The sequence below is a fragment of the Corynebacterium hansenii genome, from assembly GCF_030408795.1.
GTDB lineage: Bacteria > Actinomycetota > Actinomycetes > Mycobacteriales > Mycobacteriaceae > Corynebacterium > Corynebacterium hansenii.
Genome location: NZ_CP047211.1, coordinates 2367821 through 2391983, shown reverse-complemented (window position 1 = coordinate 2391983; position 24163 = coordinate 2367821). Strand labels below are relative to the sequence as shown.

The 24163-nt window shown below is 70.3% G+C and carries 20 protein-coding genes; 8 read left to right on the top strand and 12 right to left on the bottom strand.

Going from position 1 to position 24163, the window contains the following annotated elements; genetic code table 11:
- Nucleotides 1-43: 43 nt before the first annotated feature.
- Complete coding sequence (locus CHAN_RS10555; protein ID WP_290289602.1) at nt 44-613, bottom strand: hypothetical protein; 570 nt, start codon at nt 611-613, stop codon at nt 44-46.
- Between the two features lie 189 nt (nt 614-802).
- On the opposite strand from CHAN_RS10555, the gene CHAN_RS10550 reads away from it, so the two are divergent.
- Nucleotides 803-1279, top strand: a complete 477-nt coding sequence (locus tag CHAN_RS10550; RefSeq protein ID WP_290289600.1) for a cupin domain-containing protein — start codon at nt 803-805, stop codon at nt 1277-1279.
- 104 nt (nt 1280-1383) lie between these two features.
- Here the strand turns inward: CHAN_RS10550 and CHAN_RS10545 are convergent, their stop codons facing one another.
- Both CHAN_RS10545 and CHAN_RS10540 read right to left on the bottom strand, forming a co-directional pair.
- Nucleotides 1384-2169: an ABC transporter permease gene (locus CHAN_RS10545; RefSeq protein ID WP_048741330.1), complete on the bottom strand. Its 786-nt coding sequence runs from the start codon at nt 2167-2169 to the stop codon at nt 1384-1386.
- Nucleotides 2166-3113 carry an ATP-binding cassette domain-containing protein gene (locus CHAN_RS10540; RefSeq protein WP_290289597.1) on the bottom strand — a complete coding sequence of 316 codons (948 nt, stop codon included), beginning with the start codon at nt 3111-3113 and terminating at the stop codon, nt 2166-2168. Before CHAN_RS10540 ends, CHAN_RS10545 begins: the two co-directional genes overlap by 4 nt.
- A 299-nt stretch (nt 3114-3412) precedes the next feature.
- Between CHAN_RS10540 and CHAN_RS10535 the strand changes: the two genes are divergently transcribed.
- The 7 genes from CHAN_RS10535 to CHAN_RS10505 all read left to right on the top strand — a co-directional run bounded on the left by CHAN_RS10535 (nt 3413) and on the right by CHAN_RS10505 (nt 13783).
- Nucleotides 3413-4864: a glyceraldehyde-3-phosphate dehydrogenase gene (locus CHAN_RS10535; RefSeq protein WP_048741341.1), complete on the top strand. Its 1452-nt coding sequence runs from the start codon at nt 3413-3415 to the stop codon at nt 4862-4864.
- Between the two features lie 178 nt (nt 4865-5042).
- Entirely contained in the window at nt 5043-5942 is a 900-nt protein-coding gene (locus tag CHAN_RS10530; RefSeq protein WP_290289593.1) for an ABC transporter substrate-binding protein, read from the top strand.
- A gap of 113 nt (nt 5943-6055) precedes the next feature.
- Nucleotides 6056-7129 carry a FecCD family ABC transporter permease gene (locus tag CHAN_RS10525; RefSeq protein ID WP_377748483.1) on the top strand — a complete coding sequence of 358 codons (1074 nt, stop codon included), beginning with the start codon at nt 6056-6058 and terminating at the stop codon, nt 7127-7129.
- Nucleotides 7129-8133, top strand: a complete 1005-nt coding sequence (locus tag CHAN_RS10520; RefSeq protein ID WP_377748482.1) for a FecCD family ABC transporter permease — start codon at nt 7129-7131, stop codon at nt 8131-8133. Before CHAN_RS10525 ends, CHAN_RS10520 begins: the two co-directional genes overlap by 1 nt.
- 7 nt (nt 8134-8140) lie before the next feature.
- A complete protein-coding gene (locus CHAN_RS10515) occupies nt 8141-8962 on the top strand; it encodes an ABC transporter ATP-binding protein (protein ID WP_290293467.1) in 822 nt (273 codons plus the stop codon).
- A 10-nt stretch (nt 8963-8972) separates the two neighbouring features.
- Nucleotides 8973-12449 carry an IucA/IucC family protein gene (locus CHAN_RS10510; RefSeq protein WP_290289588.1) on the top strand — a complete coding sequence of 1159 codons (3477 nt, stop codon included), beginning with the start codon at nt 8973-8975 and terminating at the stop codon, nt 12447-12449.
- Nucleotides 12446-13783: an MFS transporter gene (locus tag CHAN_RS10505; RefSeq protein WP_290289586.1), complete on the top strand. Its 1338-nt coding sequence runs from the start codon at nt 12446-12448 to the stop codon at nt 13781-13783. The genes CHAN_RS10510 and CHAN_RS10505 overlap by 4 nt, the downstream gene beginning before the upstream one ends.
- Nucleotides 13784-13864: 81 nt before the next feature.
- On the opposite strand, the gene pth is transcribed toward CHAN_RS10505, so the two are convergent.
- From pth to CHAN_RS10460, 9 genes are all read right to left on the bottom strand, one after another.
- On the bottom strand, nt 13865-14509 hold the full coding sequence (gene pth, locus CHAN_RS10500) for an aminoacyl-tRNA hydrolase (protein WP_290289584.1): 645 nt from the start codon (nt 14507-14509) through the stop codon (nt 13865-13867).
- A 24-nt stretch (nt 14510-14533) separates the two neighbouring features.
- Nucleotides 14534-15697 (bottom strand): AI-2E family transporter, encoded by a 1164-nt coding sequence (locus CHAN_RS10495; RefSeq protein ID WP_290289583.1) that lies wholly within the window; start codon nt 15695-15697, stop codon nt 14534-14536.
- A 161-nt stretch (nt 15698-15858) separates the two neighbouring features.
- Complete coding sequence (locus CHAN_RS10490; RefSeq protein ID WP_290289581.1) at nt 15859-16512, bottom strand: 50S ribosomal protein L25/general stress protein Ctc; 654 nt, start codon at nt 16510-16512, stop codon at nt 15859-15861.
- Between the two features lie 894 nt (nt 16513-17406).
- Complete coding sequence (locus tag CHAN_RS10485; RefSeq protein WP_290289579.1) at nt 17407-17904, bottom strand: GNAT family N-acetyltransferase; 498 nt, start codon at nt 17902-17904, stop codon at nt 17407-17409.
- A gap of 197 nt (nt 17905-18101) precedes the next feature.
- Complete coding sequence (locus CHAN_RS10480) at nt 18102-19079, bottom strand: ribose-phosphate diphosphokinase (RefSeq protein WP_048741356.1); 978 nt, start codon at nt 19077-19079, stop codon at nt 18102-18104.
- Nucleotides 19080-19113: 34 nt separating this feature from the next.
- Complete coding sequence (gene glmU / locus CHAN_RS10475; protein ID WP_290289575.1) at nt 19114-20643, bottom strand: bifunctional UDP-N-acetylglucosamine diphosphorylase/glucosamine-1-phosphate N-acetyltransferase GlmU; 1530 nt, start codon at nt 20641-20643, stop codon at nt 19114-19116.
- A gap of 88 nt (nt 20644-20731) precedes the next feature.
- Nucleotides 20732-22012 carry an MFS transporter gene (locus tag CHAN_RS10470; RefSeq protein WP_290289573.1) on the bottom strand — a complete coding sequence of 427 codons (1281 nt, stop codon included), beginning with the start codon at nt 22010-22012 and terminating at the stop codon, nt 20732-20734.
- 267 nt (nt 22013-22279) lie between these two features.
- Nucleotides 22280-23395: a site-specific integrase gene (locus CHAN_RS10465; RefSeq protein ID WP_290289571.1), complete on the bottom strand. Its 1116-nt coding sequence runs from the start codon at nt 23393-23395 to the stop codon at nt 22280-22282.
- Between the two features lie 110 nt (nt 23396-23505).
- Nucleotides 23506-24162: an HIRAN domain-containing protein gene (locus CHAN_RS10460; RefSeq protein ID WP_290289543.1), complete on the bottom strand. Its 657-nt coding sequence runs from the start codon at nt 24160-24162 to the stop codon at nt 23506-23508.
- Nucleotide 24163: the final 1 nt, after the last annotated feature.

Below are 24163 nucleotides of genomic sequence, written 5' to 3'. Positions count from 1 at the left end.
AAGGATAGTCGCGGTGCTTTGCGACGCCGACGCCGCTCCCGGTTCAGACTTCGTCCCCGCCGGACCCGCTCTTGCTGAGCCGCTCGGCGTAGGCGCGGATCTCGTCGTCCGGGTCGAAGCGGCGGTCCTGCAGTTCCTCCGGCCACGTGTCGGGGTCGGGGTTCTTGACGGCGGCCGCGTACGGGGCGAACTCCTTGACCGACCGGAACCGGATGGCGGTGGCCGCGCCGGGGTCGTCCGGGAGGGGAGCGGAGACGCTGACGTCGTGGACCGCCCGCGGCAGACCGGTGATGGGGTTGGTCGGCCATTCCACGCCGAAGGTCACGGTCGGCGCGGCGTCGACGGCGGCCGGGTCGGACGGGAACAACAGGAATTCGACCAGGCCCGAGTCCGGCGCGAAATACCAGCCGTGCTCGTGGAGCAGCGCGCGCAGTTCCAGCGCCGCCTTCAGGCACCGGTCCATGCCCGTGCCCTCGTAGGCGTCCAGGGCCTCGTCGACCTCGCCGAGTGCGTACTCGCCGTCCAGCAGCGCGGCGACGACGTCCGCGTCGCCCGCCGGGATCGACGCGGTGGCGAGGACCTTCGGCGCTTTACCTTCGTCGTTGCGGGTCATAGTGGGCAGTCTATCCGCCGCGGCGGACCGGCCCGAACGCGCTTCGGCCCATGCGCGAACGGCGTGACCGGTGGCACGATGGGGGTGGACGCGCCGAGCGGCGCCGACCGGCGGCTGCGGAGGCCGTCGCAAAGCCCCCGCACCCGCGCCGGACCAAGACGGATGGAATCGGAAGGAAAGGGCATTTACATGAGCATCAGCGACATCGGACCCAAGCCGAACGCCTTCGACATCGAGACGGAGACCCGCGACAACGCCAACTACCGCACGGTCGCCTGGACCGGCAAGTACCTGCAGGTCACCCTCATGTCCATCGAGCCGGGCGGGAACATCGGCCTGGAGGCGCACCCCGACACCGACCAGTTCCTGCGCGTCGACGCCGGCAAGGGCGTGTGCAAGATGGGCCCGGCCGAAGACGACCTGAACTTCGAGCAGGAAATTTCCGACGGCTGGGCCATCGTGGTGCCCGCCGGCGCCTGGCACGACGTCGTCAACACCGGCGACGAACCCCTGCGCCTGTACTCCGTTTACGCCCCGTCGCACCACGCCCAGGGCATCGTGCAGGCCACCTTCGAAGACGCCGAGCGCGACGAGGAATCCGGCGAGGACGTCCCGCCGGAGTGGACCGTCCAGCCCGAGAACCAGGCGGACGACAAGCACGCCTGATTCCGCCGAAGAACGGCGCGACCGGCCACCCGCGGGGCGGCCGGTCGTCGTGTTTGGGGAGGGGTTGCCCGGGTTGGGAAAGAGCGGGGCAGGGGTCGGGGAGGTTACTCGCGGCGGCGGAACCGCGCCACGGACAACGGCATGAACACGGCGGCGATGGCCACCGAACCGATGATCACCGCGGGCACCGGGTGCTGCATGGTCCACACGTCGGGCACCGGGCCATCGGGCAAGTTGCCGAAAAGGCTGCGGGCGGCCTGGACCAGCGCGGACACCGGATTCCATTCGGCGATGACCCGCAGGACAGTCGGCAGGGTCTCCGACGGCACGAATGCGTTGGAGATGAACGTCAGCGGGAACAGGATGATGAACACCGCGTTGTTCAGCGTCTCCGGCGTCGACACCATCAGGCCGACGAACACCAGGACCCACGAAAACGCCCACGCGAAGAACAGCAGGATGGCCACGCCCGCCAGGAAATTCGGCAGACCGTCGTGGAAACGCCAGCCGACGGCGAGGCCGGTGAGGATCATCACCGCCATGGACACCGCGTTGATGGCCAGGTCCGTGAAGGTGCGGGCGAAAAGCACCGCCGACTGCGACATGGGCAACGTGCGAAAACGGTCGATGATCCCCTCCTTCAGATCCTGCGCCATGAACGTGCCCGAGAACGTCGCGCCGAAGACCACCGTCTGCGCGAAGATGCCGGCCATGAGGAAGTCCGTGTAATTCGACCCCGGCACCTGAATCGCGCCGCCGTAGACCTGGCTGAACAGCAGCACGAACATGATCGGCTGGAACAGCGCGAAACCGATGACGTCGGGGGAGCGCCTCAGGCGCGAGAAGTTGCGGCTCATCACCGCGGCGACGTCGCCGAACCAATTGCTCATCGCGCATCCTCCCCGCGGTCGCCCGTCATGGACAGGAACACTTCGTCGAGCGTGGGACGGCGCAGGCCGGCGTCGTGAAGCTCGATGCCCTCCACCTCCGACAGGAACCGCGTCAGCGACGCCGCCCCGTCGGCCACCGGGGCCTTCAGCGACGGGCCGTCGACCGTCACCGGTCCGATGGCGTGGCGGGCCAGCGCATCGCGCAGCGCGGCGACGTCATCGCCGCGGGCGGCCGTGACCTCGACCTGCTGCCCGCCGACGGTCGCCTTCAGTTCGTCGGCCGTGCCCTCGGCGATGATGTGGCCGTGATCGACGACGCTGATGTCGTCGGCGAGCTGATCGGCCTCCTCCAGGTACTGCGTGGTCAGCAGCACCGTCACGCCGCGGCTGACCCGATCGCGGATGACGTCCCACAGTCCGATGCGGGCCTTCGGGTCCAACCCCGTGGTCGGCTCGTCGAGGAACAGCACCTTCGGTTCCGCGACCAGCGCGCCGGCGAGGTCCACGCGGCGGCGCATGCCACCGGAGAAGCCCTTCACAGGTCGGTCGGCGGCGTCCGCGAGGTCGAAGGCGTGCAGGAGCTCGTCGGCGCGCTCCTCCACGCGCGAACGGCTCAGGTGGTACAGGCGGCCGATCAGGCGCAGGTTCTCGCGGGCCGTGAGCTGCTCGTCGACGGCCGCGTACTGGCCGGATGCCCCGATGACGTCGCGCACCCTGGAGGGCTCGGCGAGCACGTCGATGCCCGCCACGCGCGCCGATCCGGCGGTGGGGCGGATGAGGGTGGTCAGGATTTTCACGGTCGTGGTCTTGCCGGCCCCGTTCGGGCCGAGAATGCCGCGCACCGTGCCCTCCTCGACCGCCAGATCCAGCCCGTCGAGCGCGCGGACCTCTCCGGATGCTGCGGAATAGACCTTGGTCAGGCCCTCCGCCTCGATGATTGGCATTGGCGTCCTTCCTTGGCATCGGACGCCGATGTGACGCGCCGATGCGGTTCGCGCCCGATTTGGGGGCGCCGGGGAAGGGTACATGCATTTCCGGATCGGCGTCATCGCCCACCGGCCCGATGCCCGTTTCGGGCGCCGCGGCACACCCGATGGGGCGTGCCGGAACGCGACGACGTAGTTTTAAAGGAGGACTCTTCGAACCGAAAAGTACCTCGCAGCCCGTGAAACGAGCTCCCCGGGGGCCGACCGCGGGCCCCATTGACTGCCCCCATCAACGCCCCTTGAACCCAGGAGGATCCATGGCGACGCCGGCACCGATCAACCACAGCGACTGGAACGAGCGAGTCGTCCTCGCGGAGAAGATGATTCCGCTGCTCGGCCAGCTGCGGCGCGAGAAGAACGTCGTCACCTCGATCTTCGGCCGCCTGCTGGAGAACCCGACCGAGACGTCGATCATCAAGTCGCACCGCTACGCCCGGCGCATCACCTCGCAGGAGCTGCCGCTGTCACAGACCCTGCCGATCATCGAGCAGCTGGTGCAGATGGACCTGGGCACCGCCTCCATCGACCTCGGCGCCCTGGCCACCAAGTTCGAGGAGGAGGGCGGCGACCTCGCCGAGTTCCTCGCGCGCGAGCTCGCCGACGTCATCGGCACCGCCCACGAAACCCCGCAGTCCGACGTCGTGCTCTACGGCTTCGGCCGCATCGGCCGTCTGCTGGCCCGCATCCTGCTGTCGCGACAGGCGCTGTTCAACGGCGCCCGCCTGCGCGCCATCGTCGTGCGCAAGAACGGCGACGAGGATCTGGTCAAGCGCGCCTCGCTGCTGCGCCGCGACTCCGTGCACGGCGCGTTCGACGGCACCATCACCGTCGACCGGGACAACGACATCATCTGGGCCAACGGCACCCCGATCCAGGTCATCTACTCGTCCGACCCGGCCACCGTCGACTACACCGCCTACGGCATCGACGACGCCCTGGTCATCGACAACACCGGCCGCTGGCGCGACCGCGAGGGCCTGGGCCAGCACCTGAAGTCCAAGGGAGTGTCCAAGGTCCTGCTGACCGCCCCGGGCAAGGGCGACATCCCGAACATCGTCTACGGCATCAACCACAAGGGCATCGACCCGGAGGAGAAGATCCTCTCCGCCGCGTCCTGCACCACCAACGGCATCACGCCGGTGCTGAAGGTCGTCAACGACAAGTGGGGCGTCGAGCACGGCCACGTCGAGACGGTGCACTCGTTCACCAACGACCAGAACCTCATCGACAACTTCCACAAGGGCACCCGTCGCGGCCGCGCCGCCACGCTGAACATGGTGCTCACCGAGACCGGCGCCGCGAAGGCCGTGTCCAAGGCCCTGCCGGAGTTCGAGGGCAAGCTCACGGGCAACGCCATCCGCGTGCCCACCCCGGACGTGTCCATGGCGGTGCTCAACCTGACGCTGGAGACCGAGGTCGACCGCGACGAGGTCAACGAGTACCTCCGCGAGGTTTCGCTGCGCTCCGTGCTGCGCCAACAGATCGACTACATCCACTCGCCGGAGGTCGTGTCCACCGACTTCGTCGGTTCCACCCACGCCGGCATCGTCGATGGCCTGGCCACCATCACGCAGGGCAAGCACCTGGTGCTCTACGTCTGGTACGACAACGAGTTCGGCTACTCGAACCAGGTCATCCGCGTCGCCGAGGAGGTGCTGGGCACCCGCCCGCGCATCTACCCGAAGCGCAAGCACCTCGTCGACCTGTAAGTCAGCGGCTCGTCAGTCGCCGGCACCGCAATTCGCCGACCCGAAAGCCGTCGACCCGTAAATCGGCGGCCCGAGGGTCGGCGCCCGCGGCAATCGTCGACGGGCGGCGCCCGGGGCAATTAGGTGAACCTGACCGTAGTGATGTTGTTTAGGTGGAACGTATGCTTTCATTGAGGGCATGCACACTTCCTTGATCAATGTTCGGTGGTCCGCCGGGCGGGTCGCCGCGGCACTCGCCCTCGCGCTCGGGCTCGTCCTGTCGCTCGTCGCCTGCTCGTCGGACTCCGGGGGAGAAAAGACCGGAGACGGCGCCGGGGCCGGCTCCGACCAACTCCGCGTCGTCGCCCTCGATTGGCGCTACGAGGAGATCCTCGTCGCCCTCGGCGTCACACCGGTGGGCACCGTCGAGATCGGCAAGTCCGCCGAACCGCAGACGCTGAAGGGGAAGCTCGACGGCGCGACGTCGGTGGGGCAGGCCAAGCAGCCGAACCTCGAGGTCATCCAGTCCCTCGAGCCGGATCTGATCCTCGCCAGCCCCACCCGGCATGCCGCGATCCTCGATCAGCTCAAGGGCATCGCGCCGACGGAAACCTACGCGGACACCTCCTATGTCGACGTGCTCAACGCGATGGACGCCATCGCCGCGAAGCTCGGCAAGGAGAAGGAAGCCGGCGAGGTGCGCTCCCGCATCGACGGCAAGATCGCCGAAGCGAAGAAGGCAGTGAAGCCGGGCACCCGCGCCGCCGTCATCGGCTGGTCGAAGGACACGCTCTACACGTGGATCGCGAAGTCCTTCTCCGGTTCGCTGCTCACCGCCGTCGGGTACGAGTACGGCTACGACGGCGAGAAGTCCGCCATCGAGTCGAAGACCGACGTCGCCGAGCTGACCGGGGACAAGCTGCCGGGCATGAAGCTCGACGTCGCGTACCTCTACAACGACACCGAGGGCTTCCGCGCCAGCCCCTACGGCGGGGTCGTGGACAAGGTCATCGACGTTGAGCAGGACACGTGGTCGCGGTCGCGCGGCCCGCTCGCGGCGGAAGCGATGCTCGACCAGATCATCGCCGAAGCGAAGTGACCCCGGGGCCACGCACGCCGGCGCCCCGCCCCTCCCGTTCCCGCCCGTCCGGCTCCGCGAAGTTCTCCTCGGGGCCGGCTAACCGCCCGTCCCGCCACCGTGCGGCGGGCATCATCGCCGCGCTCGCCGGCGGAGCGGGACTCATCGCCGCCCTCGCGTGGGGGCGGCTTTCGGCCGTCGCGGCTCCGGAGGGTGCGGAATGGCTCGGCGCCGAACTGCACTCGGTCGCCGTCGACCGGCTGACGGCGACGGTCGTCGTCGGCGCCTGCCTGGGCATCGCGGGCGTCCTGTTGCGCACGGCCACGAAGAACCCGCTGGCCGACCCGGAAATCACCGGCGTCAACTCCGGCGCCGCCTTCGGCGCGGTGTTGGCGACGACGGTGACCGGCTCCGTCGGCGGCGCCGCCCTGCTGCCCGGCGCACTCGCCGGGGCGGTCGTCGCGGCATCTGCGACGATCACCTTCGGCATGCGCGGGAGGGCCGCGACGTCCTCGGCGATGGCCGTGCAGCGCATGGTGCTGCTCGGCATGGCGGTCTCCGCGCTGTTCAGCGCGTTGACGGCGATCATCCTGGTTCTCGACGAAGCCCAGCTGTCTACCGTGTTGTCCTGGTTGTCGGGGCGTCTCGGCGGAGTGCGCATGGCCGACGTCGTCCCGGCGATGATCGTCGCCGCCGTCGTGGCCCCCGCCGTGATCGCGGGTGCCCGCGGGCTCGATGCGCTCGTCGTCGGCGATTCGGTCGCCACCGCGGTCGGGGCGCGTCCCCGGCTGACCCGGGTGCTCGCCGTGGCCGCGGCGGTGCTGCTCATCGCGCCGTGCGTGGCCGCCGCGGGGCCGATCGGTTTCCTGGGGCTCATGGCGGCCGTTGCCGCGCACCGCGTGTGCGGCCCCCGCCATCGCTCGGCCGTGCCCGTCGCCGCGGTGCTCGGCGCGGCCGTCCTGCTCGTGGCCGACACCGTCGGGCAGTGGCTGTGGGCGCCGGCGGAAACTCCGGTGGGCATCGTGACGGCCCTGATCGGCGTCCCCGTCCTGCTGTGGGGCATCGGCTCCCTGCGCGGCACCCGCAACGGCGGCGCCCCGAACCGCGCGGCATCGAAACGCGCGGCGTCGAATGGCGCCACGCCTGAAACCCCCACGCTTCCGCGCCCGCTGAATGGACGCTTCGCTTCCGGGGAGGGATCGGCATGATGGCGAGGACGGCTTCGTCGCAAAGCACGCCCCGCACCCGCGCCCGCACGGCCGCCATCGTGGCGGTGCTCGTCGCGGCGCTTGCGGCCGTGGTCGTGCTGGCGCTGGGCATCGGGGCGGTCCAGGTGCCGCCCGGCGATGTGGTGGCCAGGCTGGTCGGCGGCGACAACTTGATCTGGAAGTACCGGCTGCCGCGAATCCTGGTCGGCGCGATCGCCGGCGTCGGCATGGCGGTGGCGGGGTGCCTGCTGCAGGTGGGGCTGCGCAATCCGCTGGCGGCGCCGGACACGGTCGGCATCACCGCGGGCGGTGGCCTGGCCGCGGTCGCGGCGTTGCTGGGCGCGGGCGCGCTGCCGGCGCAGGCGCTCACACCCGTGGCTTTCGTTGGGGCGCTGATCGGCGCCGGGGTGGTGCTCGCGCTTGCCGGGCGCGGCATCGGCGACCCCGTGCGGCTGGCCCTGACCGGCGTGGCGGTGTCCGTCGGGCTGGCCGCTGCGACGCAGCTGCTGCTCGTGCGCGCCGCCCCCGAGGCGGGCGCCGCGATGACCTGGCTGAAGGGCTCGCTGTACGCGCGGACGCTTTCCGACGCCGCCGTCGTCGCCCCCGTCGTGGCCTTCGGCCTGGTGGCGGCGCTGATCGTGTCGCGCCACCTCGATGCGCTGCGCCTGGACGACGCCGTGATGGCGGGCATCGGCGTGGTCCCCGTGCGCTGGCGCGTGGTCGCGGTGGTGCTGGCCGTCGCGTGCGGCTCGGGTGCCGTGGCGGCGGCCGGGGTGCTCGGGTTCGCCGGCCTGATCGTGCCGCATGCCGCGCGGCTGCTTGTCGGCGGGCCGCTGTCCCGGCAGATCCCGGTGGCGGCGATGCTCGGCGCCACGCTGGTGGTCGGGTGCGACGCCGTCGGGCGATGGCTGTTCGCGCCGACCGAGATCCCGGTCGGCGCGCTCATCGCCATCGTCGGCGCGCCGTATTTCGTGTTCCTGTTGTTGAGATTGACGAAGGTGTGACGTGATCGTGAAAACTCCGCGGAATCGGAAAGCCCCGGAAAAGGGCCTGTCCGGCGTCGGCCTCGTGGTCGGCTACGGCGGCGAACCGGTGCTCGACGGGGTCGACGTCGCCATCCCCGACGGTCGCGTGACCGCGCTGATCGGCCCGAACGGGTGCGGCAAGTCGACGCTGCTGAAGACCCTGGGCCGCCAGCTGCGGCCGTCGGCGGGCCAGGCGCGCCTGGGCGGGGCGGACGTCGGCGCATCGTCGGCACGCGCGTTCGCGCGGGAGGTCTCCTTCCTGCCGCAGCAGCCCGTCGTGCCGGAGGGCATCACGGTGCGGGAGCTCATCGCCTTCGGCCGGTACCCCTTCACCGGCGCGTTCGCGGCGCTGTCGGAGGTCGATCACCGCGCCGTGGAATCCGCCGCCGCGCGCGTCGGGGTGGCGGAGCTTCTCGACGCGCCCGCCACCGCGCTGTCCGGCGGCCAGCGGCAGCGGGCGTGGATCGCCATGACCGTCGCGCAGGAGGCGGGGATTCTGCTTCTCGACGAGCCGACGACCTACCTCGACCCCGCCCATCAGCTGGCGACGCTGGAGCTGGTCCGGGGGCTCAACGCCGAGGGGCGCACCGTGGCGATGGTCCTCCACGACATGACGCAGGCGGCCCGGTTCGCCGACCACGTCATCGCGATGTCCGGTGGCGCCATCGTCGCCGAAGGGGAGGCGGGGGAGGTGCTCACCCGTGACCTGGTGCGCGACGTTTTCGGCGTCGATTGTCTGATGGTGCGCGATCCGGAAACGGGAAGGGAATTGCCGATTCCGCATGTCAACCTTCTTGTTAAAGGTTAGCCTCACCTTCATGGTTTTCGATCTGGAGTCCAATGCACGTGAACACCGACGAAGACTCGTCGGTTCGACGAACGGTGATGGAGCGGGGGAGGAAACGGGGGATGGCGGCGCGGATCCCGGCGCGCGTGCCGAGATCGTCGAGCGCCTGCTCACCGCGCTCGACCGGGAAAGGTTGCTCGCCCCGCCGCTGACGGAGCGGGAGGCCGATGAGTTCCGGGCAGCCGGAGAACCGGCGGAAATCGTCGGCGAACTCGCGCGAGCGGGAAGATTCGCCGGCCCTGTCCCGAATCTGCCTCGGCTCCTCGAAGAGCTCTCCGATGGGGTGACGGGATTGGCGCGGGCACGGGCCGGTCTGCGCGAACGGTGGGCCGTCGCAAAGCAGGCGAATACCGCCGGTCGAGCCTCGCAGGAATCGGGCTTCGATGCGCTGGTCCGGGAATGCCGGCGGCGGTGCCTTCCCGGGGACCGTGGGCCGTCGGCCCTCCTGGCGCGTTTCGAGCAACTCGTGGGGGAGGGGCACCCGGCCCACCCGTGCGCGAAGACGAGCCTCGGGCTCGGCGACGGCTACCGCGACGTGCTGCCGGAGCAGGTCGAACGGGTGACCCTTCGATTCGCCGCCGTCGACCCGGCGAAGGTCGTCGAGACCGGAAGGCCGATCCTCGAGGCCCTCGGAGCGAGGCTGCCGGCGCTGGCCGGTGCCATCCGGGAGGAACTCGACGCCCGGAACATCGCCGGATTCGCGGTCATCCCCGTGCATCCATGGCAGTGGGAGCAGGTCATCTCCACGGAATTCGCGGCCGAGATCGACGCCGGCCGCGTCGTTTTGCTGGACGCGACGGCGTCCGCCGAACCGCTGATGTCGGTGCGCACCGTGCGGGTGGGCGCCGACGACGGCTCGGGTGCGGTCCACGTCAAATTGGCCCTGGAAGCCCAACTCACGGGAGCCATCCGCGGCATCTCCCGCGGAGCGCTGGCGGGGCCGGCGGTTTCCGGCTCCGTGCGGCGAGCCCTCGCCCTCGACCCCGGCTTCATCCCCCGCACCGGCGACGACGCGCCCGCGTTCCACGTCGCCGACGACATGGCCGGCGTCGGGTTCCGCGCGGAGGAGGGGATCCGGGCCCATTGCTTCGGGGCCATCGTCCGCGATGATCCCGCGGCCCCGGCCATTGGGGAAGACGTGCCCCTGCCGATCGCCGCGCTGCAGGCGTCCAACCCGCTGACCGGGCGTCCGATCCTGATCGACGTCTTCGAATCGATCCGCGGGCGTGCGGCCGTGCCCATGACTGTGGCGGAGGTCGCCGAGGCATGGTTCGCGGCGCTTGCCGACGTCCTCGTCGCGCCGTCCATCGCGCTGCTCGCCCGGTGGGGCGTGGCGCTGGAGCCGCATCCCCAGAATGCGGTTCTCGTTTTGCGCGACGGCATGCCCCGGTGCGCGGTGGTCAGGGACAACGGCGGCGCCCGCGTGGTGGCGGGGTCGCGATTGGCCGGAGCAACGGCGGCCGACGAGTTGATGAGCAGCCTCGAGGGGACGGCGCTCGTCGCCGGCGACCGCCGCGCCGCGGTGGACAAACTCTCCTACCCGCTCCTGATGAACACGATCGTCGGACTGGCCCGCGTGGCCGAAGACGCGTCCGTTCCGGCGTCCGTGCCATACGGGGTGGTCGCGGAACGCATCGCCGAAGAAGCGGCGCGGTGCTCCGGAGCGTTTTCCGGCCTTCCCGGCGATGGCCGTCTCGGCGACGCGGAGGCGGTGTTCGAGGCGATGCTCGGACCGGAGCTGCCCCTGAAACGGGTGCTGGCCATGCGCCTGAGCGGTGCGGTGACCGACCAAGAGTACGTCCGCGTCGACAACCCGCTGCATGGGGCCGCCCCGGCCCGGCACCGGGCCGACGACGGCGAGGCGCGCCGGATCGTGGCGGACCGGCTCGAAACCAGCGCGCGAATCGAGGGCGTGGCCCCCGATCGTTTGGCCGCGCTGGCCCGGGACACGTCGAATGCGTCCGACAACCTCGCCCTGACCGCAGCCGCCGTCGATCGGCGGCTGCGCGGAATGCGTCTGCGGGAGAAGGCGGCCGGCGGCGCGGGGCGGCACTGGGAAACGCTGGGGACGGCACCGAAGCAGTTGGCCGGCCCCCTGGCCGATTCGCTCGTCGTCGCCGGCCACAACGTGCACCCCCTGGCGAAACTGCGCAGGGGGTTCTCGCCGGCGGATTCGGTCCGCTTCGGCCCGGAGCACGGGCCCGTCGTCGAGCTGCTGCTGGTCGCCGTGTCGGAAGGACTGGTCGAAGAGGTCGGGGTCCGGGGCGTCGAGGGCGAATTGCGCCGCTGCTACCCGGACCTCTTCGACGCCGTGGACGCCGAAATCGGTGCGCGCGCTCCTCACTTGATCGGGGCATCGCGGATCATCCCCGTTCACCCCTGGCAGTACTCGTCGATCATCGCGTCCGAGTTCTCCCGCGAAGTCGAGGAAGGCCTGATCGTGCCCGCCACGACGGCGACTCTTCCGGTCCGTCCGACGATTTCGCTGCGGACCTCGGTTCCGGTGGCACCCGGGATCGATGGCAGGCGGCCGATGATAAAGACCGCCCTCGACGTGACGCTGACGTCGACGCGGCGGTCCATCTCGCAGGAGTCGGCCCTGGGTACCCCGGCCGTCGCGGATCTGGTCCGCACTCTCGCCGACTCCGTCGCCCGGCGGGAGGAACGACCGACCATCATCGTTCCGGAGATCGCGGGCGTCGCCTATCGCGGACCTCGGGACGAACCGGCCGTCCGCCGCGGCCTGTCCTGCCTGATCAGGGAAGATCCCTCCGCGCTGGCGGGCGCGGATGAGATCGTCGTCGGCGCGAATTCGCTGCGCGGGCTTCCCGCGGGCGAGGAAAGCCCGGTCGCGGCGCTGGCGGAGTCGGATCCACGTGGTTGGCTGCGCGCCTACGCCCGGGATCTGCTGGGACTCGCGCTTCCGTTGATGTGGCGGCACGGCGTCGCCCTGGAAGCGCACCTGCAGAACACGATGGTGCGCGTGGCCGTCGACGGGGGAGCCGTGCGGTACCGGGGGCTGATGCTCCGCGATTTCTCGGGGTTGCGCATCTTCCCGCCGCGGCTCCGCGAATCCGGGTTCGCGGTTCCCGCCCGCGACGGTGCGGTCACCGTGACCGACGATGTGGCGGAGTTCCGGCGCAAGGGGCATTACGCCCTGTTCTTCGGCAACCTCGACGGGATCGTCGAGGAGTTGCGGAGGGTCTTCGGCGGTGACGCGGCCCAGTGGTGGGCCGTGGTCCGCCGGGTGGTCGACGATCTTCTGGACGAGCACCGCGGTCACGTGCCCGACGGCGACGCGGAGGCTCTCCTCGGCCCGACGCTCGACCAGAAGGCCTTCGTCACCATGGCCCTCGGAACTTCGGGCGGCGACGATTACGTCGCGGTGCCGAACCCGCTGCTGGCCCCGTCCCACGAACGCGAACGTGCGGGGGTCGTCGGCCGATGATGCTGCGTCGCAGGGCCGATGGCTCCGCGGCGCCGCTGAAGCGGTTGCTCACGTCGGCGGCCGCGGTACGGTTCGCGGGTGCCGCGGAGTTGGTGGTGCTCAATTGGTGGGTGCTGGCCGTCACCGGTGATCCCCGGATGATCGGGGTGGCCACGGCCGCCCGACTGGTGCCGCTTCTCTTCGCCGGCCCCGTAGCCGGGGCGATCGCCGATCGGGGCAATCCCGCGCGACTGCTCTTGTGGATGGGGTGCGCGGCGACGGTGGCGACGGTCGGCATCGCGGCGATCATGGCGGCGGCTCCGGCTGTTCCCACGGACCCGTCCTCTGCCGCGCCTGCGGCGGCCACGGCGGCCACGGCGGTCGCTCCTGCTGCTCCGGCCGCGCCGTGGGCGTGGGCGGCCATCGGGATCATCGGTGCGCGATCGTTGCTCACGGCCCCGGAACCCGCCATCCGGCAGATCGCGGTCACCCGCGCCACCGGCGAAGGGGGCATGGTCCGCGGCATGTCCGACTTGGCGACCATCGGCACCCTCAGCCTGATCGTCGGGCCGATGGTGAGCGGCCTGCTGCTCGCGGCCTCGGGTCCGGTCGCCGCCATGATGCCCGTGCTCGTCGCGCATGCCGCCGGCTCCGCGGTGATCCTCGGTTCCGTCGAGCGGGCCGCTGCGCGCGGCGGCGGGTCCGTCGTCAAGCGCGACCGGGAGTCGCCGCGGGGTCTCCGTGCCGCGCTGCGTGCGGAGCCGCTCCTGGGGCCGCAAATCGCATTGGCCATCGGGCCGATGCTGGCCGTGTTCCCCTACACCGCGATGATCCCCGTGGTGTTCGCCGATGGGGCATTCGGGGCGAGGGGCGTCGGTGCCGCCGCGGGGTCGGCGAGCGCCGCCCTCGGCGCGGTCGCGGCGACGTTGTGGCTGCGGAAAAGGAAGGTCCGCGACCCCGGCCGGTGGGCCGCGGTGTCCGCCGCGGCAGTCGCGGTCCCGGTGCTCGTAGCGGGCGGCGCGCTCGTCGTTGCGGGGCAGCCGCCGTCGAAGGGCCATCTGCTCGCGGCGCTGGCCGCGTTCGCGGTTCTCGGCGCGATCGGGCAGATCTACCGGACGACGAACCGGTTGGCCGTCATCGCCCTCAGCCCGCCGGACAGCCGTGGCGCGGTGCTCGGTTTCGCGTCGGCCGATCGCGTGCTCATCCCCGCGGGCGCCATCGTCTGCGGGGCGATCGCGGCGGCCGCGGGGCCCGGGATGATGCTCATCGCGATGGCGGTCGCGGACCTGGTCCTCGTTGCGGCGGTGGGTGCCGTGATGCTGCGCCGGGGACGTTCGGCGGGGCACCGCCCGTGAACGAACGGCGCACCTGAACGTCGGGCGCCCGGCCGCCCCTGAACCCCTACCTCCCGCTGAACGCCGACCGCCTCCGAGCCCCTACCGCTGGTGCACCTGGTTCTGCGCGGCCTCCAGGCCGTGGCGGGCCAGCAGGTCGACCGCGTCGGCGGCGTCCTGCAGCCAGAACGGCAGGTCGCGCCGCTCGGCGGTGGAAAACGGGCGCAGCACGAAATCGGCCGGGTCCTGTCGCCCCGGCGGGCGGCCGATGCCCACGCGCACCCGCAGGTAGTCCTTGGTGCCCAGCGACTTCGACGTCGACCGCAGGCCGTTGTGCCCGCCTTCGCCGCCGCCGCGCTTCAGGCGGATGACGCCGGGGTCGAGGTCCAGCTCGTCGTGCACCACGATGACGTCGCCGGGCTCGACGTTGAAGAACTTCGCCAGCGCGCTGATCGGCCCACCGGAGACGTTCATGTACGTCCGCGGCTTGGCCAGGATCACCTGCCGCTCGACTGCCTCGTCGCCGGCGCCGACGGTCCAGCGCGTCTGCACGATTTCCGCGTTGGAGCGCTTGTGCGCCGAGAACGTCGACGGCATGGGCAACGTCCGATCGGCGAGTTCGTCGAGCACCATCTGCCCGACGTTGTGCCGCGTGTCGGCGTACTTCGGGCCGGGATTGCCCAGGCCGACGACGAGGATCGGCGGGGCGTCGGAGGGGGCGGGGGAGGGCTTCGAGCGACCGAACATGTCCGCCATCATCCCACAGCAGCTTTACGACGACCCCCGCGGGCGATGCCCATCCGGTTCCACGGCGGCTTCTCCCGCGGTTTCCCCGCCAGCCCCCGGCCCGCCGTCGACCAGCGCGGGGAAAGGATCATTGCCCATGGCGTACCCGATGGAGCTGTTCAGCAGCGCGGTCAGCGGGACCGCGAACAGCGCGCCGGCGAGGCCGAACAGGTAGGTGCCGGCCGCGACGACCACGATGACGGCCAGCGGGTGGATGCTGACGGCGTGGCCCATCAGGAACGGCTGCAGCACGTGGGTCTCCAGGAAGTGCACGCCGACGACGATCGCCAGCATGATCAGCGCGGCCATCGCCCCCTTGTCCACCATCGCGATCAGCACCACCACGGCGCCGGAGACGATGGCGCCGACGATGGGCACGAAGGACGCCAGGAACACCAGAATGGTCGACGGGATGACCAGCGGGATGCCCATGATCCAGGCGCCGATGCCGATGCCGGCCGCGTTGATGGCGGCCACGCCGATCTGGGTGCGGCTGTAGTTGCCCAGGCTCACCCAGCCGCGCCGCATGGCCTCGTGGAATTCGGCGCGGGCGCCGCGGGGGACGAAGCGCAGGCAGAACCGCCAGATCCGGTCGCCCTGGTGCAGGAAGAAGAACAGGGAGAGCAGGCAGATCAGCATTCCGGCGATGACGTCGACGGCCGTCGCGCCGATGCTCAGCGCCCCGGACGCCAATGCGCCCGACGATTGCCCGGCCCAGTCGCGGATCCCGGCGGTGACGTCGGTGCCCGGGTCGATGGACAGGTGCAGCGGGCCGGTGCGCAGCCACGCCATCACCTGGTCGATGCCCTCGCGGGCGCCCTGCCGCAGCTGCCCGAATCCCACCGCCAGGCGCTCGGTGGCCAGCGCGAAACCGCCGACGAAAACGCCGAGCAGCACGAACACCGACGCCAGCGCGGCCAGGGCGCTCGGGAACCGCAGCGTCCGCCGCAGGAACCGGGCCAGCGGCGAGAGCATCGCGGAGAACAGCACCGCCACCGCCAGCGGGATGATCACGATGAGCAGCTTGCCCACCACCGTCCCCGCCACCCACGCCGCGCCCGCGATGAGCACCGCGCACGCAGCCCACGCCGCCGCGAGGACGACGGGATAGGGGAGATCGCGGGCCAGCCGATCGCGCATGCGGTTCATGAGCGGAAATGCTACGCCCGCCCGGGCAAACATGGAGCGGACGTTCTCCCACGCCGTCGCCCCCGCCCCTCGGACACGGCGAAGCCCCCGCCGGAACCGAATCCGGCGGGGGCTCGTCGCAAAGCAGGGGCAACCGGTCGGGGACCGGCGCGGGGGAGGAATTACTCCTCGCCCTCGCCCTCCTCGGCCTTGGGCTCCTCGGGCAGCTCGGCGTCGCCCATGCCCTCGATGTCGGCGTCGACGTCGCCGGCCGGGTCCTCCTCCGGCTCGACGATGTTGAAGATCAGCAGCTCCGGATCGTCGGCGAGCTCCAGGCCCTCCGGCAGGGTGACGCCCTCGGCGTGGATCTGCGCGCCCACGTCCAGGCCCTCGACGGACACGGTGATCTCTTCCGGGATGGACAGCACCGGGGCGAGCACCAGGATGGTGTCGGCGTCCTGCATGAGCAGGGCGTTGCCCGGGGCCAGCTCGCCCTCGGCGACGACCGGGACCTCGACCTCGACCTTCTCGCCGCGGTGGATGCCCAGCAGGTCGGCGTGGTCGATGTTGAGGGTCAGCGGGTTCTGGTCCAGGGCCTTGACCATGGACAGCTGCGACTCGCCCTCGATGTCGAGGTCGAGGACGGCGTTGACGCCGTAGTTGCGGATGACGCCGTGGAACTCGATCGAGTCGACCAGGACGTGCTTCGGGGCGTCCAGGTCCTTCGAGTAGATGACCACCGGGATGTCGCCGGCCACGCGGGCGCGGCGGGCGGCGCCCTTGCCGAACTCGGTGCGCTCGCGGGCTTCCAGCTTGATGATGTTGGGCTTCGCCATATCTGACTCCTGCAAATCGTCGGGGTTCGGGAGTCGATCACGTGGCACGCGTCCGGGTCGGCCGCGGTTCCCCGGTGGGGAGCGGCGGGCGCCGGGTGCTGCATGCGTCGCGTCGATAACGGGGCCGTTGCCGCGGGACCGTTCCCGCGCCTCGGGCCACCCTCGCCGAGACATAACTCGTGGAATGGTACCCGATGGGTTGCGGCGGGCGAAATCGCCCGGGTTGGTTTTGCGCTGCGGCGTGGGCTTCTCTTGCGTGGCGGCATGGGTGTCGGCGTGCTTGACGGCTTGGGTGCCGACTCGCTTGACGACGGCCCACCAGCCCCGGTGCACCCGCCGACCTGTTTAACGCCGTATGGGCCGATTTGCACGCGGAGCAGGCGCTGGAACCGGCTCCACCGCCGCATCATGAAACTCCTCCGCCAAATGCGCCCGTTGCATGCAGATGCGCCCGTTGCAACAGGCGCATCTGCACGGAACTGGCGCATCTGGGAAAAGTCGGCGGGAACTGGCGCATCTGGGAGCGCCAGCGGCGGCATTCGAAGTGGGCGGGCAGCATCCCCGTAGGTTCGGCCCGCCGAAATGAACGGCGGCGGGAAGCGTCACCGCCGGGTCGGTGCCGGAGCCGGTTTCACGGTCCCCGGATTCGCCGCCCCGCTCACCGCCGCAGTATGAGGTACCTCCGCCAAATGCGCCCGTTACATGCAGATGCGCCCGTTGCAACAGGCGCATCTGCACGTAACTGGCGCATCTGTGGGAGGGTTGGCGACATGCGTGGCGGTGCCGCACGGTCGAGGCGGAACCGGGGCCGAAGTCTTGGGGGCGGGGCGGAACCGGGGTCGAAGCCACTGGTGCGGGGCGGAACCGGGGGCCGAAGCCGTCGGAAAGCGAACCTCAGAAGCGGTACAGCATGGTGTAACCGCCGGCCCCATCGTCGCCGTCGCCGACGAGCCCGAAACCGACCTTTTTGTACGAGCGGATCGCCCGCTCATTGCCGACCTCCACCGACAAGCACACCCCGGGCGCATCCCGCTCCCGCGCGACGTCGAGGATCCGCCGCATGAGCTCGCCGCCGAGACCCCGGCCGGTGTGCTCGGACTCGAGGGCGATGGCGACCTCGGGGTATTCGTCGGCGACGTAGCCCCAACCGGGGTTGTCCTCGGTGAAGTGGCGCAACCAGGCGCCGCCGGCGACCTCCCCGCCGATCTCGACGATGATGCCGCCGTCGGCTTCGGCCGACCACTGGTCGACGTAGCGCACCTCGTCCTGCTCGAAGCTCTCGCCGCGCTCGGCGGGTTCATCGCCCCACGCGTCCGCCAGCTCGTGGAAGCGGCGGATCAGCGGGCGGTCGGCCTCGGTGGCGGGGCGGTACACGGGTGCGTCGGTGCTCATGATTCTCCAAAAGGTTGCGGTGGACGGGGTGAGCAGTTGTGGCCGGGTCAGATGTGGAGCGCTGGCGACGAATGGTGCACCGGCGACGAATGGTGCGCTGACGATAAGCGGGGCCAGGTCAAAAGCGCTGCGCGGGCGAAAAGAAATCCCGGCCGCGCATGGCGTGCGGCCGGGACGTCGTGAAGCGGAACGGGAAACTACGCCTGGCCCTCGAAAAGGGTGGTGACGGAGCCGTTCTCGAAGATCTCGTGGATCGTCTGCGCCAGCAGCGGCGCGATCGGCAGGACGGTCAGGTTGTCCCAGCCCTCCGTGCTCTGCGGCAGGGTGTCGGTGGTGATGACCTCGCGCGCGCCGCATTGCGACAGGCGCTCCGCCGCCGGGCCCGAGAACACGCCGTGCGTGGTGGCGATGATGACGTCGGCCGCACCGGCCTCGCGCAGCACCTTCACCGCGCCGGCGATCGTGCCGCCGGTGTCGATCATGTCGTCGATGAGCAGGCACACGCGGCCGTCGACGTCGCCGACGACGCGGTTGGCCACGATCTCGTTGGCCACGTCCACGCTGCGGGTCTTGTGGATGAACGCCAGCGGGGCATCGCCCAGCGTGTTCGCCCACTTCTCCGACACCTTCACGCGGCCGGCGTCGGGGGAGACCACGCAGAGGTTCTCCATCGAGTAATTGGCCTTGATGTAGTCCGCCAGAATCGGCATGGCGTGCATGTGGTCCACCGGGCCGTCGAAGAAGCCCTGGATCTGGTCGGTGTGCAGGTCAACCGACACGATGCGGTCCGCGCCGGCGGCCTTGAGCAGATCCGCGACCAGGCGGGCGGAAATCGGCTCGCGGCCGCGGTGCTTCTTGTCCTGGCGCGCGTAGGGGAAGAACGGCAGGATCGCCGTGATGCGCTTCGCCGAGCCGCGCTTCAGCGCGTCGATCATGATCAGCTGCTCCATGAGCCACTTATTCAGCGGCGCCGGGTGCGCCTGCAGGACGAAGGCGTCGCAGCCTCGGACGGACTCCTCGAAACGCACGAAGATCTCGCCGTTGGCGAAGTCCCGGGCGGTCATCGGCGTCAGCTCGACGCCCAACTCCTTCGCCACGGCCTCGCCCAGTTCCGGGTGCGCGCGCCCGGAGAAGATCATGAGGTTCTTTCGGTTTTCGATCCACTCGCCGGTCATCTAGTCGGCCTGGCCTTCCTGGTCGTTCTTCGGCTTACGCGGAGGCGTCGGGGTTGTCGCCCGGGACACCGTCGGAGTCGGAGGAGGATTCGCCCGCCGCGGCCTGCGCCGCTTCGGCCGCCTCCGCCGCCGGGGTGCCCGGCCGCTTCCGCTGGACCCACCCCTCGATGTTTCGCTGGGGGCCACCGCTGACCGCCAACGCCCCGGGGGGAACGTCGTCCTTGATTACAGTACCCGCCCCGGAATACGCGCCGTCACCGACCTTTACGGGGGCGATGAACATGGTGTCGGAGCCGGTGCGCACGTGGGACCCGATGACGGTGCGGTGCTTGTTCACGCCGTCGTAGTTGACGAAGACGCTGGACGCGCCGATGTTGGAGTGCTCGCCGATCTCCGCGTCGCCGACGTAGGTCAGGTGCGGGACCTTCGAGCCGCGGCCGATGACGGCCTTCTTGGTCTCCACGAAGCCGCCGAGCTTGCCCTCCTCGCCGAGCACCGTGCCGGGGCGGAGGTAGGTGAACGGGCCGACCTCGGCGCCGGCGCCGATGACGGAGTCGGTGCCGTGGACGCGGAAGACCGTCGCGCCCTCGCCGACGGTCACGTCGCGCAGGGTGGTGTCCGGGCCGACGGTGGCGCCGTCGGCGATCTTGGTGGCGCCCAGCAGCTGGGTGCCGGGGAGGATGGTGACGTCGCGGCCGATCTCGACGTCGACGTCGATCCACGTGGTGGCCGGGTCGACGATGGTGGCGCCGCCGCGCATCGCCTTCTCGGTGAGGCGGCGGTTGAGCTCGGCGCCCAGGTTCGCCAGCTGCACGCGGTCGTTGACGCCGGCGACGACCATCGCGTCGTCCAGGCGGTGGCCGCGCACGGAGCGGTCGGCCTCGCGGGCGATGCCGATGACGTCGGTGAGGTACAGCTCGCCCTGCGCGTTGTCGGTGTTCAGCTTGGTCAGCGCGTCGCGCAGCGTGGCGGCGTCGAAGGCGTAGACGCCGGAGTTGACCTCGGTGACCTGGCGCTCGTCGTCGGTGGCGTCCTTTTCCTCGACGATGCGCAGGACCTCGCCGTCGGAGTTGCGGATGATGCGGCCGTAGCCGTGCGGGTTCTCCGCCGTGGACGTCAGCACGGTCACCGCGGCGCGCGGCTTGCGGTTGTGCTCGGCGAGCAGCGCGGACAGCGTCGGGGCGTCGAGAAGCGGCACGTCCGAGGTGGTCACCAGGACGGTGCCCTCGAACTCGGCGAGCGTGGCGTCCGCGAGGGCGCACTGCACGGCATGGCCGGTGCCGTTCTGCTCCTCCTGGTGGGCGATGCCCACGCCGTTGGGCAGCGCCCCCTCGGGCTGGTCGGCGGTCCACCCGGAGATGGCGTCGATGACCTTCTCGCGCTGGTGCCCGACGACGACCGCGATCTCGGCCGGGCCGACGCCGTGGGCGGCATACAGGGCATGCTCCAGCATCGTGCGCCCGCCGATCGCGTGCAGCATCTTCGGGGTGTCCGACTTCATGCGGGTGCCCTGGCCTGCGGCCAGGATGACGACGGCGGTCGGCGTGCCGGTGCCGTTGCTCATGTGAGCCTCCTCGTGCGGTTCGTCGTGGGACGTGCGGTTCGTCGTGGATCCTCCGGAAACCCTACCCGCCGCGCCGCCCCGCCACGGGTCAGGCGTTGGCCGACACTTCCGGCAGTGCGCTGGCCATGGCGACGCCGATGAAGCCGAGCAGGGCGAAGAAGCCGAGCGCCCACATGGTGCCGAGCGTCGCCAGGCCTCCCGAGATCGCGCCGGTGGCCAGCAAAATGACGCCCATCGCCGAGTTCGCCACGGCGACGTAGGTGGTGCGCTGGTCGCCTTCGGCCATGTCCACGACGTAGGTTTTGCGGGCCACGCGCACGCCGGTGTGCGTCAGGGTGATCAGGAAGTACGCGACCGGCAGCGCCCAGCCGGACCAGCTCTCGGCGAAGGTCACCTGCGCCATCACGGCGAGCAGGATCACGGAGGCCAGGCCCGCGCCCCAGGTCATGGTGCTTTTCGACGACTTGTCGCTCAGCTTGCCGGAGACCTCGCCGCCCAAGATGGCCGCGGCGCCCGAGGCGATGAGGAAGGGGCCCAGCCCGGAGAGCTCCCCGCCGCCGCGTTCGGCCGACAGCGACACGAAGAAGGCCGGTGACAGCGCGGAGACGAGCAGCAGCGAGCGGACGATGACGAAGTTGCGGAACGGCGCGTCGCCGGCGAGCAGGTCCCACGAGTCCTTCACCCACGATCCCGCGGATTCCTCGGACGTCTCGCCCGCCGGTTCGGTGACGCGGTGGAAAATGACCGCGCCGATGAACCACGTCAGGGCGGAGGCGGCGATCATCCACGTCAGCACCGATTTCGGCAGGTCGTCGCCGCCGAGCCAGCGGATGCCCAGTCCGAGGGTGATGGCGACGACGCCGGACAGGACCGTCGCCAAGCCCGTGATCTGTCCGCGCTGGCCCTTCGGGATGGTGCGGCCCTGGACGTCCTTCGAGCCGATCGAGCACATGGAGCGCCCGAGCGCGAAGACGGCCAGCGCCGCGAGGATGGCCACCGCGGCGACCGTGCCGTCGAGCACCGCCGCCGCCAACGCGATGATCAGCGCCATCGCGCCCTGCGTCACCGAACCGCCGACCCACACCGACTTCCGGTGGGCGCGGCGCTTCACCCACGGCGTCATCGCGGCCTGGGGCAGCATCGACAGCGACTCGCGGACGGGGACCAGCAGCGCGATGGCCAGCCCCGGCGCGCCCTGGGCCGTCAGCAGCCACGGCAGCACCGTCTTGGGGTTGATCACCTGGTCGCCGGCGTTCTGCAGGCCGTTGGCGGCGATGAACTTCATGCCGTTGGCCGGGATGTCGCGGGCGACCTCGTCGGGCATGTCCGAGGTGTCGGCGGGGGAGACCAGTTTGTCGTAGAGCGCCATGCCTGCAGGTTATCGGCCTGCACCCCGACATTTCGACCGAGTGTTCCCTAAGTCGAACCGGATTTGACGAATTCGCGTGGCGCGCGCGGGCGCGGTGCGGCGGAAAGAAGAGGGCCCGGTCCGGTGCAAAGAAACGCGCCCGGTGCGATGGATGGAAAAGCTCCCCCGCCAGGACTCGAAGCCGGATGTGATTAGGCCAAAAAACACCTCTGACCTGCATACAAAAATGGGGAACGGTGGCTCGTGGCTCACTTTTGGCTCACTTTGCTACGCGCGTTTCGCCTCGTCGGGTGCCGGCCGCAGGGCGCCGAGCCCGTTGTGGATTTCCTCCATCGTGTCGGCAACAGCGTCGAGGTCACCGTCGAACAGGTCCGCGTACACGTCCAGAGTCATCGCCGCCGACGAGTGCCCCAGCTGCCTCTGGACGACCTTCACGCTCGCGCCCGCCGACACCAGCAGCCCCGCGGCGACGTGCCGCAGCCCGTGGATCGTCACTCGCGGGAAATCCGGGTCATCGGCCATCGTCCGATCGCGGGCCCCGTGGAACCACGTCTTCTTGCCGATCAGGACGAGTGGCTCGCCGTTTGCCCGTTCCCACACCCACGCGCCCCGTGGGCGCCCCTCCACGAGCGGGGCGAGCAGGTTGCACACGAAGGCGGGGATAGCCACGCTGCGGGCCTCGTGGGACTTCAGCGTGCCCACCTCGACGCGTCCGTTGACGGTCACGGCCGCGCGCTGCAACCGCGCCCGCCGCCGCTCGAGGTCGAGATCACCGACCTGCAGCCCCGCCAGCTCCGACCACCGCATCCCCGTCGTCGCCAGCACCCAGATGATCTCCGACTTCACCGTGCAGTGCTCGGCCAACGACCGCACCTGTTCCATCGTCAGGTACACCTTCACGCCCTTCGACCGCCGCGGAAGCGTGATCCCCCGCGCTGGATTCACCGACAGGCACCCATCAGCCACCGCCATGTCCAGCACCTGCGCGAGGCACGAGTGGGCGCGCCGGGCGGTGGAGGCGGAGGTGTTGAGGCTGGCGACCCATTCCTGAACTTCGGAGCGCCTGATGCTGCCTACTGTGCGGGCTCCCCATCGTGGCTGCACGCGGATGCGCCACGCCTGTTCGGTTACCGCTGTCGTGGAGGGCTTGAGGTGGGTCTGTGCGGCGAGCCATCGGGTGCCGATGGCTTCGATGGTGGTCTGCTCCCGTGCAGGGTCTACCCAGGTGCCGGCGCGTTTGGCGTGGCCTTGGTCCTGTTCCCAAGCAGTGGCGTCGGCTTTTGTGGCGAAGCCGCGTTTCTTGCTTCTGGTGCCGTCTGGCTTTGTGTACTGCACCTGCCAGCGGCGCCCGGACTTTGTCTTGTACGGGGTGATCGACGCCATGCCGTATCCTTCGTGTCAGCGGGCCGCCCACGCGGCGGCACCGTATCCCCGGCCCTGCCGCGTGTCACTGCCCAGGTGAGCGGCAGGGCCGGCGTTTTTGCTTCTGCCGGTCAGAGGACGAGGAGCAGTAGGAGGAACAGGATGGCCCCGATCACAACGATCAGGCCTGCGGTGCTCTCACCTGACTTGTTGTCTTCGGTCGGGTTGGCCGCCCTGGTGATTTCGCGGTCTCGCTTCTCTTGCTCCAGGCGGCGCCGTTGTGCCTCGCGCTGCCGGTCGCGGTCCGTGAACGCGACGTCGCTGGGCCGGGGCGCACCGAACTTCTCAGACGGTGCCGAAAGCCGCGGCTGGCTCGATGAACTCTTGCGCGGCGCGCCGGCGGTCTTCCGGTACGCGCCGGGCACGTCGTAGCTGTCTGCCTTCGCGACGAGTCCAGCTGTGGAACCGAGACCGCGGTCTCCGGCGAGGATGAAGAGGCTCACTTCGTGGAAGTCGCCGCTGGAATGGTAGATCTTCGCCTTTGCGGTCGGGGTCTTTCCGCTTGCGACGATGCGGCACACGTTGTTCCAGTAGCGGCCGGTGCGATCGCGTGGAACGTAGGCGATCACGTTGCCTCGGTAGCGGACGCTGATGGCGTGCGAGTCGTAGGGGTTGTCGGGTTCGGGGATCAGCTCAACCCATACTTCGCCGCCGGGGACGTTGCGTAGCGCCGGTTTGTAGGCGTGCTCACCTACGGCGGCGACGGTGGCGCTTTTGCTGGCGGCCATC